Origin of the sequence: Metapseudomonas otitidis (assembly GCF_900111835.1) — a bacterium.
GTDB classification, from domain to species: domain Bacteria; phylum Pseudomonadota; class Gammaproteobacteria; order Pseudomonadales; family Pseudomonadaceae; genus Metapseudomonas; species Metapseudomonas otitidis.
The window spans coordinates 222,479-238,219 of sequence record NZ_FOJP01000003.1; the positions used below are offsets into that span (position 1 = coordinate 222,479).

The following is a 15,741-nucleotide window of genomic DNA, read 5'->3' on the forward strand; positions in this document are numbered from 1 at the left end:
GTTTCCGGTTCGGCCTCGCCGATCAGACCGGGAACAGCTCGCCGAGCTTCATGGCGAGCATCATGTCGCCTTCGGCGCGCAGCTTGCCGCCCATGAAGGCCTGCATGCCGTCGGTTTCACCGGTCATGATGCCGACCAGGGTCTCGGTGCTCATGATCAGGGTGACGTTGGGGTTCGGGGCATCGCCCTGCTGTACGTCGCAGGTGCCGTCCTTGACGACCAGGTAGTGGTTGTCGCCGTCTTCGATGTTGAACTGGAATACCAGGTCCAGGCCAGCGGCAGCACCGGCGTTGAACTTGGACTGCATGTTTTTGACGATGTCAGCAACGGTGGTCATGGTTCGATCCTTTGTTTTTCAGGTTTTATAACGGCCTTGCGGCCGGTGGGCCGGGCTCATCGGTAGGTGATGAGTTCCGGCGCCCTCAACAGCTCCAGATGCACATGACTGTTGAAGGAAGCCAGCGCCACATCCCGCCCCCGGAACTTCAGGCGCGAGAGGGAAGTATTGACGATCTGCCAGTTGAGCTCGAACGCCCGGTCGGCCGGCACGCCGGCCACCATGTGGAGCAACGCGGTGATGGTGCCGCCGGAGGTGAACACGGCGATGTTCTGCTTGCTGTCCGCCCGCTCCAGCACCCGCTCCAGACCGCCGCGCACCTGGTCGACGAAATCGACCCAGCTCTGCAGCTGCGGGGCGTCGTAGTCGCCGGCCACCCAGCGCAATACCAGGCTGGAGAATAGCCGCTGGAACTCGGCGCGGTTCTGCGCGGCGTTGCGCATGATGTGCAGCGCCTCGGGCTCCTGCTCCAGCACGCTGGGCAGCAGGGCGCGGATCACCGCATCGGCATCGAATTCATTGAAGGCGGGGTCGACGTCCACCTCGGGTGCGGCCAGGCCGGCAACCCGCAGGCGCTCCAGGGCGGATTCGGCGGTGTGGCGCTGGCGCTGGAGGCTGCCGGCGACGCATCGATCCAGGCGCACGCCGAGGCGGGCGAAGTGCTCGCCGAGGACTTCGGCCTGGCGAACTCCGACGCTGGAAAGCACGTCGTAGTTATCGGCGCCGAAAGAGGCCTGGCCATGTCGGATCAGGTAGATGCTGCCCACGTACGCTGCCGTCCCGGGACGTTGAAAGTTTCGCGAGGTTATGGGGAAGCACAGGGGCTGTCAACGAAAAAACATACGCTTGTTTGAATGCATTCCCGCTGTTTATGACGCCGTTTTTCAGTTGCTGGTGGAGCCCTGCGCGGGGCGGGTATGCTTGGCCGGTTTTCGCGCCCGCAGACGGGGCGCGTGTCGATTCCTGAAGGGGGTTATGTGGAGTTCCTAGCCGATTACGCGGGCTTTCTCGCCAAGACGGTCACCGTGGTGGTGGCCATCCTGATCGTTCTGGTGATGCTTGCCGCACTGCGTGGCCGGGGCCGTCGTGGTGGCGGTGGCCACCTGGAAGTGACCAAGCTCAACGACTTCTATAAAGGCCTGCGCGAGCGCCTGGAGCAGAGCCTGCTGGACAAGGACGCGCTCAAGGCCCAACGCAAGGCCGAAGCCAAGGCGGAGAAGGCCGCGCGCAAGAATCCCCAGGCCAAGCCCCGAGTGTTCGTGCTGGACTTCGACGGCGACATCAAGGCCTCCGCCGCCGACCAGCTGCGCCACGAGATCACCGCCCTGCTGACCCTGGCCACGCCCAAGGACGAGGTGGTGCTGCGCCTGGAAAGCGGCGGCGGCATGGTGCACAGCTACGGCCTGGCCGCCTCGCAGCTGGCGCGCATCCGCCAGGCCGGCGTGCCGCTGACGGTGTGCGTGGACAAGGTGGCGGCCAGCGGCGGCTACATGATGGCCTGCGTGGGGGACCGCATCCTGGCGGCGCCCTTCGCGCTGATCGGCTCCATCGGCGTGGTGGCCCAGTTGCCCAACGTGCACCGCCTGCTGAAGAAGCACGACGTGGACTACGAAGTGCTCACCGCCGGCGAGTACAAGCGCACCCTCACCGTGTTCGGCGAGAACACCGAGAAGGGTCGGGAGAAGTTCCAGGAAGACCTGGAGAGCATCCACGACCGCTTCAAGGACTACGTGGCGCAGTACCGCCCGCAGCTGGCCATCGAGGACGTGGCGACCGGCGAGGTCTGGCTGGGCACCGCCGCCCGCGAGAAGGCGCTGGTGGACGACCTGCGCACCAGCGACGAGTACCTGGCCGAGCGCGCCCGCGAGTCGGAGCTGTTCCTGCTCAGCTACGTGGAGAAGAAGAGCCTGCCGGAGCGTTTCGGCATCGCTGCCAGCGCCAGCGTGGATCGCCTGCTGATGAACTGGTGGGGCCGCCTGCAGCAGCAGCGCTTCTGGCAGTGAACCCTGCCCTCCCCGCCTGAATGAAGAACGCCGCGTTGATCGCGGCGTTTTTTATGAGCGCCTGCATCATCTAAGTGCCACACCTCCTTCACCGTGGTGGCTGCGCATAGCATTGCGCTGGGTGCTCACATTGGGTGGGGCGGGGGAAATTGCCCCTTCAGGAGGCCGAGCGGAGTCATTGCAAAGGGGATTGAGCGGCATGGATGCCGCGAAAGGAGCGCCAGGCCATGGATGGCCTGTCGCGACGCTCCCCGACGCGATGATGAAGCGAGGGAAGTTTGGCGCAGCCAAACCCGCATGCAGGGGCGAGCCTTTTTGGTTTCTTTTTTGGCGACTGAAAAAAGAAACTCGCCAGGCAAGGCGAAACAAAGGCTGTCAGCAAAACGCGGCAATCAACTTGGCTAAGCGACTGCCGCCGCCCAGCAGATCACTGGATCGTGTCATCCCGCCCCTTGCGCCGATACGGGAACACGTCGATCACCTTGCCCGCCCGGATGGCCTCCTGCAGGGACTTCCAGTACGCCGCGTCATACAGCTCACCATGCAGCTTGTTGAACAGCCGCCGCTGGCCGATGTCGGCGAACAGGAAGCGCGGGAACTCCTCGGGGAAGACGTCGTTCGGCGCCACCGAGTACCAGGGCTCGGCGGCCATCTCGTCCTCGGGGTAGCGCGGCGGCGGGATGACGCGGAAGTTCATCTCCGTCAGGTAGCCGATCTCGTCGTAGTCGTAGAACACCACCCGCCCGTGGCGGGTGACGCCGAAGTTCTTCAGCAGCATGTCACCGGGGAAGATGTTGGCCGCGGCCAGCTGCTTGATGGCCAGCCCGTAGTCGTCCAGCGCCTCCAGCACCTGGGGTTCGCTGGCGTTCTCCAGGTAGATGTTCAGCGGGGTCATGCGGCGCTCGGTCCAGCAGTGGCGGATGAGCACGGTGTCGCCTTCCAGCGCCACGGTGGAGGGCGCCACCTCCAGCAGTTCGGCAAGGCAGTCCGGGTCGAACTTGGCGCGGGGGAAGCGGAAGTCGGCGAACTCCTGGGTGTCGGCCATGCGCCCGACGCGGTCGACGTTCTTCACCAGCCGGTACTTCTCGATCACGGTGTTGCGGTCCACCGTCTTGGCGTGGGCGAAGCGGTCCTTGATGATCTTGAACACCGTGTTGAAGCCCGGCAGCGTGAACACGCTCATCACCATGCCGCGCACACCCGGCGCCATCACGAAGCGGTCGTCGGTGTTGGCCAGGTGGTTGATCAGCGCCCGGTAGAACTCCGACTTGCCGTGCTTGTAGAAGCCGATAGAGGTGTACAGCTCGGCGATGTGCTTGCCCGGCAGGATGCGCTTGAGGAAGCCGACGAACTCCGCCGGCACGGCCACGTCCACCATGAAGTAGGAGCGGGTGAAGGAGAAGATGATCGACACCTCCGCCTCGTCGGTGATCAGCGCGTCGGCCTGGATGCCCCTCCCCTCGCGGTGCAGCAGCGCCACCACCAGCGGCCACTGCTCGTCACGGTTGTAGATGCGGCCCACCAGGTAGGCGCCCTTGTTGCGGTAGAGGGTGGAGGAGAACAGCTCGATGCACAGCTCCGGGTCCTTGATGACCCAGTCGGGCAGGCTCTCGCGCAACTGCTCCACCAGGCGGTCGAGGTCGCGCTCCATGTCCTCGAAGGGCACGTCGAAGCAGTAGTCGGCGAAGACCTCGCGCAGCACTTCGCGCAGATCACCGCGCGGGTGGTAGCTGCGGGTCTGCGGGGCACGCTCCTGGCTGCGCAGGGAGGGCCGCGTGGTGTGGATGAACATGCAGCCGTCGCTGATCAGGTCGTGGCTGAAGAGGCTGCAGAAGATGGAGTTGAACCAGGTCTCGGCCAGTTCGTCGTCCAGGCGCAGGTCGATCTGCTTGATGTAGGCGCTCTTGACCAGCGGCCAGAGCTGCACGTCCAGCAGCACCTCGTCGTCGAAGGTGCTGCGCAGGCGTTCGCTGACTTCGCTGACCTTGTCTTCGTAGAGGGCGATGCGTGCCGCGGCGGCGCCCTGGATCTCCTGCCACTGGGCCTGCTCGAAACGGCTGCGCGCGCCGTCGGTGATCTGGCGGAAGTGCTCCCGGTAGTCGTCGAACCCTTCGAGGATCAGGCGCGCGATGTCGGCGGCCGGCCATTGCTGCGTCATGGACTCACACTCGGCTGTGGTGTCGGAACAGCGAGCTTAGCCACAGGCCGGGCCGAAAAAAAGCGCCGCCCCGGACTGACTCGCGGGTCGCGTTGCAGCCAGGCGAAGGGGGCTCAGGCCAGCCCGCGGTCGCGCAGGTAGGCCGCCAGGTAGTCGATGAAGGCCAGCACCTTGCCGGTGGCCCGGCGGTGACTGGGGTAGACGGCGAGGATGCGGTCGCCGAAGGCATCCGGGTCGATCTCGTGATCCGGCAGCAGGTTCACCAGGCGCCCGTCGGCCAGGTAGGGAGCGGCGCTCCACAGCGGCGCGTGGATCACCCCCATGCCTGCCAGGGCGTTGGCCAGCAGCAGGTCGTAGTTGTCGCTCTCCAGCCGCGACACGCTCGGGTGCAGCAGGCGGGTGCGCTGGCCATCACGCTCGACCCACCAGAACTGCCGGCTCAGGGCCGGGTGGCGGTAGCTGAGCCAGTCGTGGGCGTCGATGGCGTCCAGGCTGAAGGGGCCGCGCCGCGCCACGTAGTCGGGGCTGGCGCAGAGGGCGATGCGGTTGCGCCCGACCGGGCGGGCGATGAGCCCCGGCAGGTCGCAGGGGCCTTCGCGCAGGGCCAGGTCGTAACCGGCCTCCACCAGGTCGACGAAGGTGTCGGTCAGGTCCACCCGCAGGGTGATCTGCGGGTAGCTGGCGAGGAAGCCGGCACACACCTCGTCGAGGAAAGCGCGGCTGAAGGCCAGCGGCGCGGTCATCCGCAGGCTGCCCTTGAGCCCGTGTTGCAGCTGGCCGATCTCTTCGCCGACATCGTGCAGGCGCTGCAGCAGCTGCCGCGCCGTTTCCAGATAGAGCCGCCCGGCCTCGGTGAGCACGATGCGCCGGGTGCTGCGCTCGAACAGGCGCGCGCCCAGTTCCGCTTCCAGGTGGCTGACGGCCTTGGTCAGGGCCGAGGGGGTCTTGCCCAGGTGCTCGGCCGCCCGGCTGAAACTGCCGTGGTCGGCAGTGGCGACGAACATCGTGATGGCACCGAGCTTATCCATGGGACTTTTCCAACGGGGCAAAAGCGTTTTGCGTGACCTCGCCGTTATCCACGGCGGAACGAGCCGCTAGTCTCGCCGCCACACCTACAAAAACAAGGGGGCTCCCGTGAAAATCTTCGTTCCTCGACTCCTGGCCACGGCACTGGCTTTTGCCTCGTGGGAAGCCATGGCCGGCGCCGACATGGTGCTGCTCAACGGCAAGGTCTTCACCGCCGACAAGGCGCGGCCGATGGTGCAGGCCATCGCCGTGGAGAACGGCAAGGTGCTGGCGGTGGGCAGCGATGCGGAAATCAGTGCCCTGGCGGACGCCGGCACCCAGCGCATCGACCTGGGCGGCAAGGCGCTGATGCCGGGGCTGATCGACACCCACGCCCACGCCATCTTCGGCGGCCTGGAGATGTCCACCGCCAACATGGGCGATGAGCAGGTGAGCCTGGACGAGCTGGAGAAACGCCTGCGGGCCTGGCGTGACGATGGCACTGCGCGCCGGGGCGATGCGCTCTACGTGGGCGGGATGACCTCGGCCTACTGGGCCCAGGCCGATGCGTTGGGCCAGCGCTTCGACCGGGGCGAGTGGGCCGGGGTGCCCATCGTCTTCGTCGGCAGCGACCACCACACCGCCTGGGCCAACGCCGCCATGCGCCAGCGCGCCGGCATCGACGCCAAGCTGCTGGCCAGCCTGCCCGAGGCCGAGCGCGGCACCATCGGCCTGGGCAAGGACGGCGCGCCCAACGGCTTCCTGGTGGACGCCGGCTGGGACCGCGTGGCCGCCGTACTGCCACCGCTGGAGGCCGCGACCCTGCTGCGGGCGGGCGAGAACGCCGTGAACACCTTCAACAGCCTGGGCGTGACCGCCTGGATGGACCCGGCCGCCAACGGTGCCCCGGGTGAGCCGCTGTTCGCCCTGAAGCCCACGGAGAAGTCCGTCGGCGTACTGCCGGTGTACAAGGCCCTGGCGGACAAGGGCGAGCTGACCGCCCACGTCGCCGCGCTGCTGGTGGCCCACCCGAAGAGCCGCCCCGCCGACCTGGACACCCTGGACAAGGTGCGCCAGCAGTTCCAGGGCATCGACAACCTGAGCCTGCCGGGGATCAAGGTCTTCGCCGACGGCGTGCTGGAGTACCCGGCACAGAGCGCGGCGCTGATCGACCCGTACAGCAACAGCCACAAGCAGGGCGAGCTGCTGATCGACCCGGCGCACTTCGGCGAGCTGGTCAGCGCGGCGGATGCACGCGGCTGGCTCGTACACATCCACGCCATCGGCGACCGTGCGGTGCGCGAGGCGCTCAATGGCATCGAGCAGGCACGCCGAGACCGGCAGAGTGGCATCACCCACTCGATCACCCACCTGCAGCTGGTGAACCCCAGGGAGTTCGCGCGCTTCAAGCCGCTCGACGTGATCGCCTCCATGCAGTTGCTCTGGGCCGCCGGGGACGACTACACGCTGGACATGGTCAAGCCCTACGTCAGCGCCTTCGCCTTCCGCTACCAGTACCCGGCGCACTCGCTGCTGAAGCAGGGGGCGACCCTCGCCGGTGCCAGCGACTGGCCCGTGTCCTCGCCCAACCCCTGGGCCGCCATGGCCCAGGCGGTGACCCGCGAGGGCGAGAAAGGCGTGCTCAATGCCGATGAGCGCCTGGACCGGGAGACGATGTTCTACGCCTACACCCTCAACGCCGCCCGTGCCATCGGCCAGGAGCAGCGCATCGGCTCGCTGGCCGCCGGCAAGCAGGCCGACTTCATCCTCCTCGACCGCGACGTGTTCACCGTGGACGCCAAGGCCCTGGCCGAAACCCGGGTGCTGAAGACCTGGTTCGGCGGCCGCGAGGTCTACACCGCCGCCCGATAACAACACCGCTCCACCGCTGATGCCTGGCTCCCGCTGCACGGGGGTCGGGCGAAGCCTTGCCCTTCATCTGCCCATAACAACCACAAGATCGGGAATCCACCATGAAGCGTTCCACCACCCTCCTCCTCGCCGGCCTCGCGCTGGCCCCGCTGTGCAGCCAGGCCGCCTTGCCGATCAGCGAGGACCTGGCCGTCGAGATCGACCTCAAACTGACCAGCGACTACCGCACCCGAGGCATCTCGCAAACCCAGGGCGACCCGGCCGCCCAGGCCGGCGCCACGCTGCTGCATGCCAGCGGCCTCTACACCGGCGCCTGGACCTCCAACGTCGACTACGGCTTCGGCCTCAAGACCCGCCAGGAGGTGGACTACTACGCCGGCTGGTACTGGCAGGCCACGGACGACGTAAGCCTCGACCTGGGCGTGATCAAGTACGCCTACCCGAAGGAAAGCCAGTTCAACCAGAGCGAGGTGTACGCCGTGCTCGATGCCTACGGTTTCAAGGCTGCCGCCTACTATTCGGCCGATGCGCCGAACGCCATCGGCGAGGACCAGGACACCCTCTACACCAGGGTCGGCTACGAAACCCGGCTGCCTCTCGATGTCGGCCTGGAGCTGCGCTACGGGCGTATGGACTTCAAGGACCCGCTGCTGTGGTCCCGCAGCGGCACCGGCAGCGAGTCGTACCGCGAGTGGGAAGCCAAGCTGACCCGTGACTTCCTCGGCGTCACCTGGGGCCTCGCCTACGTAGACACCGACCTCTCGGAAAGCCAGTGCGCCAGCAACTACGGCTTCACCGACACCTGCAGCGCAACGGTGGTGGCGAGCGTCAGCAAGACGTTCTGACGGCCCTGTAGGGGCGAATTCATTCGCCAAGGCACGCGCAGCGGGCCCAACGACAGCATGGGTTTCGCTGCGCTCTACCCATCCTACGGGTGGGAGCGAACTCATTCGCGATGGCCCGACACCGGCCATCAAGCGATCCCCTGCTCCTGCATATACGCCTCCAGCATCTCGATGAACGCCCGGACCTTGCGGGTACGGCGGCGGTGGGAGAGGTAGAGCACATGCACCCAGGGGCCGAAGACATCGGGCTCCAGCAGGTACTCGGGCATCACCCGCACCAGTTGGCCGCTGGCCAGGTACGGCTTGGCGCTCCAGCGTGGGAGCGGCTGCAGGCCGTGGCCGCGCAGCAGGCAGGCGAGCAGGAAGTCGTAGTTGTCGCTGGCCAGGTGCGCCACCGGATGGGCCAGGCGGATGCGCTCCTCGCCCAGCCGCAGCCACCAGAAGTGCCGGTTGAGCATGGGGTGCTGGAAGATCAGCCAGTCGTGCTGCTGGAAGTTCTCCAGGGTCACCCCCATGCCCTTGCGCTCCAGGTAGCCCGGGGTGCAGCACAGGTAGACGCGGTTATCGGCCAGGGGCCTGGCGATCAGCCCCGGCAGGTCGGTGGGGCCGTCGCGCAGGGCCAGGTCGTAGCCACCGTCGATCAGGTCGACGAAGGCGTCGTTGAGGTCCACTTCCAGGCGCACCTGGGGATGGGCGTCCATGTAGCGGCAGCAGACCTCGTTTAGGAAGGCCGGGCCGAAGGACGGCGGTGCGGTGAGGCGCAGGGTGCCGCGCAACGCGTGCTGCAGCTGGTCCACTTCCTCGCCGGCCAGTTGCAGTTGCATCAGTGCCTGGCGCGCACCTTCCAGGTAGATGTGCCCGGCCTCGGTCAGCGCCATGCGCCGGGTGGTGCGCTCGAACAGGCGCACTCCCAGTTCGGATTCCAGGTGGCCCACCGCCTTGGTCAGCGCCGAGGGCGTCTTGCCCAGGTGCTCGGCTGCGCGGCTGAAGCTGCCGTGATCAGCGGTGGCGATAAACATCGAGAGGGCACTGAGCTTGTCCATCGACCTGTTCCGATCCGGCATAGAAGTTGTGCGCGAACATAGCATTCTGCCGCTGCGCCGGCTTGGTTAGGCTCAGCGCCAGACCAACAAGAACCGGAACCCACCGATGAAACGCCTCGCCCCCACCCTCCTGGCCACCGCCCTCATCTGTGCCTCCATGGAAAGCATGGCGGCGGTGGACCTGATCCTGCACAACGCCAAGGTCTACACCGCCGAACCCGGCCACCCCCTGCAGCAGGCCGTGGCCGTGGAGGACGGCAAGATCCGTGCGGTGGGCAGCGACGCCGACATGCTGCGCCTCAAGGAGGCCGGCACACGCATCGTCGACCTGGGCGGCAAGGTGCTGATGCCCGGTTTCGTCGACTCCCACTCCCATGCGGTCATGGGGGGCCTGGAACTGGCGTCGGCCACCGTCGACACCCAGCTCCTGCCCATGGACGAACTGGAGCGGCGCCTGCGCCAGTGGCGCGACGACGGCAAGGCGCGCCAGGGCGACATCCTCAGCGTCGGCGGCCTTCCCTCGGCCTACTGGAGCCAGGTGGCGGAGTTCGAGCGACGCTTCAACCAGGAGGAATGGAAGGACGTGCCCATCGCCTTCATCGGCTGGGACCAGCACACCGGCTGGGTCAACCAGGCCATGCTGAAACGCGCCGGCATCGATGCCGACACGGTGAAAGCCCTAAAGGGCGAACAGCTGGCCACCGTCGGCCACCACGAAGACATGCGCCCCAACGGTTTCCTCGCCGACGCTGGCCTCGACCCGGTGCTGGCGCAATACCCGAAAGCGACCCCCGGGCAGTTGCTGGAGGCCGGCCGCGCGGCCCTGCGCTACAACCTCAGCCTGGGCATCACCGCCTGGATGGACCCGGCCGCCAACGCCGCCCCCGGCGAGCCATTGTTCGACTTCAAGCCCACCGCCCAGACCCTCGGCATCCTGCCGGTGTACAAGGCGATGGCCGAGAAAGGTGAGCTGACCGCCCACGTCGCCGCGCTGCTGGTGGCCCACCCGAAGAGCCGCCCGGCCGACCTGGACACCCTCGACCAGGTGCGCCGGCAGTTCCAGGGCATCCCCAACCTGAGCCTGCCGGGGATCAAGATCTTCGCCGACGGCGTGCCTGAGTACCCGGCGCAGACCGCCGCCCTGTTGGAGCCCTACAAGAATTCCAAAAAGTACGGCGAGCTGCTGATCGACCCGGCGCACTTCGGCGAGCTGGTCAGTGCGGCGGACGCCCGTGGCTGGCTGGTGCACGTGCACGCCATCGGTGACCGCGCGGTGCGCGAATCCCTCAACGGCATCGAGCAGGCACGCCGCGACCGGCACAGCGGCATCCCCCACTCCATCACCCACCTGCAGATGGTCAACCCCAAGGAGTTCGCCCGCTTCAAGCCGCTCGACGTGATCGCCTCCATGCAGCTCTACTGGGCCAGCGCCGATGACGCGACCCTCGATCTGGTGCAGCCCTACATCAGCGCCATGGCCTTCCAATACCAGTACCCGGCCCGCTCGCTGCTGAAGAACGGCGCCACCCTCGCCGGCGCCAGCGACTGGCCGGTGAGCACGCCGCAACCCTGGAAGGCGATCTACCAGGCCGTCAGCCGCAAGGGGCCCAAGGGCGTGCTCAACCCGGGCGAGGCAATCGACCGGGAGACCATGTTCCAGGCCTACACCCTCAACGCCGCGCGCACCATCGGCCTGGACCAGCAGATCGGCTCGCTGGCCCCCGGCAAGCAGGCCGACCTGATCCTGCTGGACCGCGACGTGTTCCAGGTGGAGCCCGAGGCCCTGCGCGACACCCAGGTGCTGAAGACCTGGTTCGCCGGCCGTGAAGTCTTCGAGGCCGCCCTCTAGGGACGAGAAGATTCAGCCCAACGAAAACGCCCCGGCAAGCCGGGGCGTTTCGGGTTCGGTTGCGGCTTACTTGCCGGTCTTCACCGTGCTCCACACGCGGGTGCGGATGCGGTCGAGCTTCATGGGCATGGCTTCGAGGGCGAACAGCTTGGCCATGACCTCTTCCGGCGGGTAGATGGTCGGGTCGGCCTTGATGTCCGGGTTCACCTGGGCATCGGAGGCGCTGTTGCCGTTGGCGTACTTCACGTAGTTGCTCACGCCGGCGATCACTTCGGGGCGCAGCAGGTAGTTCATGAAGGCGTAGCCGGCCTTCTCGTTCGGGGCGTCGGCGGGCATGGCCACCATGTCGAACCACATGGGCGAGCCTTCCTTGGGAATCGAGTACTTCACCTCGACGCCGTTGCCGGCCTCCTTGGCGCGGGTGGCAGCCTGGAGGATGTCGCCGGAGAAGCCGACGGCCACGCAGATCTCGCCGTTGGCCAGGTCGCCCACGTACTTGGAGGAGTGGAAGTAACGCACGTAGGGGCGCACTTTGAGCAGCGCGGCCTGGGCGGTCTTGTAGTCATCGGCCTTCTGGCTGTGGTGCGGCAGGCCGAGGTAGTTGAGGGTGATGGGCAGCAGCTCGGGGCCGTTGTCGAGGATGGCAACGCCGCACTTGGCGAGCTTCTCCATGTACTCGGGCTTGAAGATCAGGTCCCAGGAGTCCAGCGGGGCGTTGTCGCCCAGCACGGCCTTGACCTTGGCGGGGTTGTAGCCGATGCCGGTGCTGCCCCACATGTAGGGGAAGCCGTGCTCGTTGCCCGGGTCGTTCACTTCCAGTGCCTTCATCAGCACCGGGTTGAGGTTCTTCCAGTTGGGCAGCTGGGACTTGTCCAGCTTCTTCAGGGCGCCGGCCTGAATCTGCTTGGCCATGAAGTGGTTGGAGGGCACCACGATGTCGTAGCCGGATTTGCCGGTCATCAACTTGCCGTCGAGCGTCTCGTTGCTGTCGTACACGTCGTAGACGGCCTTGATGCCGGTCTCCTTGGTGAAGTTGGCGACAGTGTCGGGGGCGATGTAGTCGGTCCAGTTGTAGATCTTCACCGTATCCGCTGCCTGGGCCACACCGGATACGGCGAGGGTCAGGAGCATGGGCGCGAAGGAACGTCTCATTGTGGTTATTTCCTGGCTGTAGAAAGGGTGAACGAGGCACCGCAAGCGTAGAACGATACCGGCGTGTCGCCAGCTTCATCCGCAGGATGGGGACGAGACAATGTCTGCGCGGGGCCCATCCTTCCCTGCGGGCCCGCTGGCAAGAATGCGACTGGCGCGGGCGGCCTACAAGTACTTGCCGGCAGCCTGGCGCGCGGGCCGCGATACCCCGGCCGGGCCGACGCCGCGCCCTGCGGCGATTCGGGCGTTTACCGCCGGCTCGACCGCGACGAAAATACGCACCCCGCCTTCACTGCCACGAGTGCCCGATGCGCGACCTGCCGCCCTTCTCCGCCCCTGTCGTCGAGCTGGTCCAGACCGGCCCGGACCAGGCCGACCTGATCCGCAACCTCTACCAGTTCTATGCCTATGAGTCCTCGGACTGGGAGCAGGAGGACGTGGAGGCCGACGGCCGCTTCTACCTCCATGAGGAGCACCTGGTGCGCTACTGGCAGGAGCCCGACTGGAGCGCCAACCTGCTGCTGGTGGACGGTTTCATCGCCGGGTTCCTGCTGGTGGAGGCCAGCGAGCTACCGGGGATGGACGCGCTGGAGCTGGCGGACCTGTTCATCCTCAAGAAGTACCGGCGCCAGGGCCTGGGGCGCGCACTAGTCAGCCAGGTGCTGACCAGCGGGGAGCGCGATTGGCTGGTGCGCTTCTACCAGGACGATGCCACCGCCCTCGCCTTCTGGCAGGCCGTGCTGCAGGACCTGCCCCGCGCGGTTCAACAGCTCGAGCTGGCGGACGAGCCGCTGCTGCTGAACTACCGGGTGGTGCAGGCCACTCATTGAGTCACGGACGGGGCTGGAACGACGGGGCCACTCGTCTCGCTTTCCGGCCCTGAGTGAACTCCGGTGGGTCGCGAGCTGTCAGTTCGCTGTCGGCTCGCCGGGTGGACGGCATGGCCATGGGCCATCCGGACGCGGCTCTCCCGCGACAGGGAGCCGGCTTCCGTCATGCCCGCCCGGCGGGCCCGTCCATCACCCTATGAAGATTGCGCCATGTCCCGACCCCGTCCCCCGTTCGCCTTCCGCTCCCTGCTCTCCCCGCGCCTGCTCGGCGCCAGCCTGGCCACCGGTCTGCTGCTGGCCGGCAGTGCCGCCCTGGCCGAGGAGGAGAAAGCCGGCAACGTCCGCTGGATCAGCGACAGCCTGACCACCTACGTCCGCAGCGGCCCCACCGATGGCTACCGCATCGTCGGTACGCTGACCTCGGGGCAGAAGGTGGAGCTGCTCTCGACCCAGGGCGACTACAGCCAGGTACGCGGGGAGAACGGCAGCGCCGTGTGGATTCCCAGCCGCGACCTGCAGGAGGTGCCCGGCCAGGCCGAGCGGCTGCCACAGCTGGAACAGAAGGTCGCCGAGCTGAGCACGCAGCTGGCCGGCATCGACGACACCTGGAAGCAGCGGGTGCAAGGCATGCAGGAAACGCTGGATTCACGCAAGGCGCTGATCGACGAGCTCCAGGCGGCCCGCGCCTCGCTGGACAGCGAGCTGAGCCAGGCCCGTTCGGACCTGCGCGAGGCCCAGGCGCAGCTGGGGGATGAGAACAAGCAGGTGCTGATGCGCTACATGGTGTACGGCGGGAGCATTGCCGGCGCCGGCCTCCTGGCCGGGCTGGTGCTGCCGACGCTGCTGCGGGTCAGGCGCAAGCGCAACGACCAGTGGATCTGAGGCGGGTGTTGGCCCGAGTCCATCCGGGCCGCTGGCGCTTCACGCGAAGCGCAGGGTGACGCGCCGGTTGTGCCGGCTCTTCTTCTCGATCTTGTCGCAGACCACCTGGCCGACCTCGGCGGTGTTCTTCACATGGGTACCGCCGCAGGGCTGGATGTCGACACCGGGAATGTCCACCACCCGCACCATGCCCTGCATGACCGGCGGCGCCACGGCCTGGGTGCGGGTCATCTCCAGCACGGTCTGGTAGTCGCTGGACGGCAGCATGTGGACGCGCACGTCCAGGGCGCCATTGACCAGCTCGTTGAGGCTCTGGGTGATCACCTCCTTGTCGAGGGTCGACTCGGGCAGGTCGAAGTCCAGGCGGCCCTTCTCCGCACCGATGCTGCAGCCGGTGACCGGTGCATCGATGATTGAGCAGAGCAGGTGCAGGCAGGTGTGCATGCGCATGTGCTGGTAGCGACGCTCCCAGTCGAGGCAGCCCTGCAACTCCATGCCGGTGGTGACCACCGGTGCGCCCTCCTCCAGCTGGTGCCAGATGATCGACTTGAGCAGCGGGTCGCGCTGGGTGCCGATCACCGTCGCCACCGAGCCATCGGGCAGCAGGAAGTGCCCCTGGTCACCCGGCTGGCCGCCGCCGGTGGGATAGAACAGGGTCTGGTCGAGGGCCACGCCCTGCTCGCTGACGGCGAGGACGCGGGCGGTGAAGGTGCGCTGGTAAGGCGCCTCGTCGAACAGGGCATGGGTATGCAGGGTGAATACCGACATGAGGTCAGCCTCCTATGCTGATGAGGTGGGGTTGCAGCACGGACCTGACCAGGGCACAGAGGCCCGGCGGGTCCAGCAGGGTGATGTCCTGGACCGGCCCGACGATGCGCAGGTTCAGGGGGTAACGCGGGGCCGGCACCACGGCGCCGAGGTTGCGCAGGCGGTACTGGCGGTGGTGTTGCTCGCTGAGGGTGCATTCCAGAGACAGGCAGCCGAGGCGGCGGTGGTCGGCGTCCAGCACCATCACCTCGCCCGACTCGGGCAGCTCGCCCACCAGGTGCAGGCGCTCGCCGAGGACGAACGCACCGAGGAAGCCGCAGCTGGACGACATGCTGGCCCGCTGCATCTGCAACTGGTTGACGATGCTCACCCGGGTGTTGGCGGGCACGTCCCGGGTGATGACGCAGGCGGGGCTGATGAACACGTTGTCGCCGATGCTCACCGCGCCGAGGATGCGCGCGCCGGCGCCGACTTCTACCCCATTGCCGAGCCGAGGGTGGCGCTTGCCGCCGGGGTTGTCGGCGATGCCGCTGGCGCCGAGGGTGACGCCCGCCAGCAGGTAGCAGTCGTCGCCGATCTCGCAGGTTTCGCCGATGACGGTGCCGAAACCATGATCCAGCACGAAGCGCCGCCCGATGCGCGCAGCCGGATGGATCTCCGCGCCGGATTGCAGCTTGCCGACGCTGGCGAGCTTGTGGGCGATGATCTCGCGCTCGGCCAGCCCGCCATGCAGCCACACCTGGTGGGCCAGGCGATGGAAGAGGATGGCCTTGAACGACGCATAGGTCTCGAGGATCAGCCCGGTGCGCCCGCAGGACGCGGGATCGCGCGCGGCATAGGCCTGGAGGTCCTCGGCCACCTGCTGCACGGCCACTTCCATGATGCCGTCGAGGTGCGGCATGAGCACACCCAGCTCATCGGAAGACAGGATGCGGACCAGGTGGTCCAGCAAGCCGTCATAGAGTTTCAACCGATCGAGATATCCCCACATGCTGTT

14 protein-coding genes are annotated in these 15,741 nt (G+C 67.1%); 6 read left to right on the plus strand and 8 right to left on the minus strand.

The genetic code is table 11. The annotated features are described in order from the left end of the window. Positions 1 to 22 precede the first annotated feature (22 nt). Both BM198_RS05385 and BM198_RS05390 read right to left on the minus strand, forming a co-directional pair. A complete protein-coding gene (locus BM198_RS05385) occupies positions 23 to 337 on the minus strand; it encodes an SCP2 sterol-binding domain-containing protein (protein WP_021221784.1) in 315 nt (104 codons plus the stop codon). 56 nt (positions 338 to 393) lie between these two features. Further along, entirely contained in the window at positions 394 to 1,104 is a 711-nt protein-coding gene (locus BM198_RS05390; RefSeq protein ID WP_074968375.1) for a histidine phosphatase family protein, read from the minus strand. Positions 1,105 to 1,314: 210 nt separating this feature from the next. Between BM198_RS05390 and sohB the strand changes: the two genes are divergently transcribed. Further along, the gene (gene sohB / locus BM198_RS05395) at positions 1,315 to 2,340 is read left to right on the plus strand and encodes a protease SohB (RefSeq protein WP_074968377.1); all 1,026 of its coding nucleotides are present in this window, start codon (positions 1,315 to 1,317) and stop codon (positions 2,338 to 2,340) included. A 427-nt stretch (positions 2,341 to 2,767) separates the two neighbouring features. Here the strand turns inward: sohB and aceK are convergent, their stop codons facing one another. Continuing rightward, positions 2,768 to 4,498 carry a bifunctional isocitrate dehydrogenase kinase/phosphatase gene (gene aceK / locus BM198_RS05400; protein WP_074968379.1) on the minus strand — a complete coding sequence of 577 codons (1,731 nt, stop codon included), beginning with the start codon at positions 4,496 to 4,498 and terminating at the stop codon, positions 2,768 to 2,770. A 113-nt stretch (positions 4,499 to 4,611) separates the two neighbouring features. After that, positions 4,612 to 5,526: a LysR family transcriptional regulator gene (locus BM198_RS05405; RefSeq protein WP_074968381.1), complete on the minus strand. Its 915-nt coding sequence runs from the start codon at positions 5,524 to 5,526 to the stop codon at positions 4,612 to 4,614. Positions 5,527 to 5,632: 106 nt separating this feature from the next. On the opposite strand from BM198_RS05405, the gene BM198_RS05410 reads away from it, so the two are divergent. Further along, complete coding sequence (locus BM198_RS05410; protein WP_074968383.1) at positions 5,633 to 7,375, plus strand: amidohydrolase; 1,743 nt, start codon at positions 5,633 to 5,635, stop codon at positions 7,373 to 7,375. Positions 7,376 to 7,476: 101 nt separating this feature from the next. After that, positions 7,477 to 8,220 carry a TorF family putative porin gene (locus BM198_RS05415; RefSeq protein ID WP_074968386.1) on the plus strand — a complete coding sequence of 248 codons (744 nt, stop codon included), beginning with the start codon at positions 7,477 to 7,479 and terminating at the stop codon, positions 8,218 to 8,220. A gap of 128 nt (positions 8,221 to 8,348) precedes the next feature. On the opposite strand, the gene BM198_RS05420 is transcribed toward BM198_RS05415, so the two are convergent. Next, the gene (locus BM198_RS05420; protein WP_074968388.1) at positions 8,349 to 9,263 is read right to left on the minus strand and encodes a LysR family transcriptional regulator; all 915 of its coding nucleotides are present in this window, start codon (positions 9,261 to 9,263) and stop codon (positions 8,349 to 8,351) included. 106 nt (positions 9,264 to 9,369) lie between these two features. Between BM198_RS05420 and BM198_RS05425 the strand changes: the two genes are divergently transcribed. After that, positions 9,370 to 11,112: an amidohydrolase gene (locus tag BM198_RS05425; protein ID WP_074968391.1), complete on the plus strand. Its 1,743-nt coding sequence runs from the start codon at positions 9,370 to 9,372 to the stop codon at positions 11,110 to 11,112. 66 nt (positions 11,113 to 11,178) lie between these two features. Here the strand turns inward: BM198_RS05425 and BM198_RS05430 are convergent, their stop codons facing one another. Continuing rightward, entirely contained in the window at positions 11,179 to 12,264 is a 1,086-nt protein-coding gene (locus BM198_RS05430; RefSeq protein WP_044408495.1) for a polyamine ABC transporter substrate-binding protein, read from the minus strand. Between the two features lie 308 nt (positions 12,265 to 12,572). Between BM198_RS05430 and BM198_RS05435 the strand changes: the two genes are divergently transcribed. After that, positions 12,573 to 13,094 carry a GNAT family N-acetyltransferase gene (locus BM198_RS05435; RefSeq protein WP_074968393.1) on the plus strand — a complete coding sequence of 174 codons (522 nt, stop codon included), beginning with the start codon at positions 12,573 to 12,575 and terminating at the stop codon, positions 13,092 to 13,094. Positions 13,095 to 13,304: 210 nt separating this feature from the next. Then, positions 13,305 to 13,976, plus strand: coding sequence for a TIGR04211 family SH3 domain-containing protein (locus BM198_RS05440; RefSeq protein ID WP_074968395.1), 672 nt, complete (start codon positions 13,305 to 13,307; stop codon positions 13,974 to 13,976). Positions 13,977 to 14,015: 39 nt separating this feature from the next. Here BM198_RS05440 and BM198_RS05445 read toward each other — a convergent pair whose 3' ends face one another. Both BM198_RS05445 and BM198_RS05450 read right to left on the minus strand, forming a co-directional pair. Then, positions 14,016 to 14,744, minus strand: coding sequence for an alanyl-tRNA editing protein (locus BM198_RS05445; RefSeq protein ID WP_044408503.1), 729 nt, complete (start codon positions 14,742 to 14,744; stop codon positions 14,016 to 14,018). A 4-nt stretch (positions 14,745 to 14,748) separates the two neighbouring features. After that, on the minus strand, positions 14,749 to 15,735 hold the full coding sequence (locus BM198_RS05450) for a serine O-acetyltransferase (protein WP_074968397.1): 987 nt from the start codon (positions 15,733 to 15,735) through the stop codon (positions 14,749 to 14,751). Between the last annotated feature and the right edge of the window lie 6 nt (positions 15,736 to 15,741).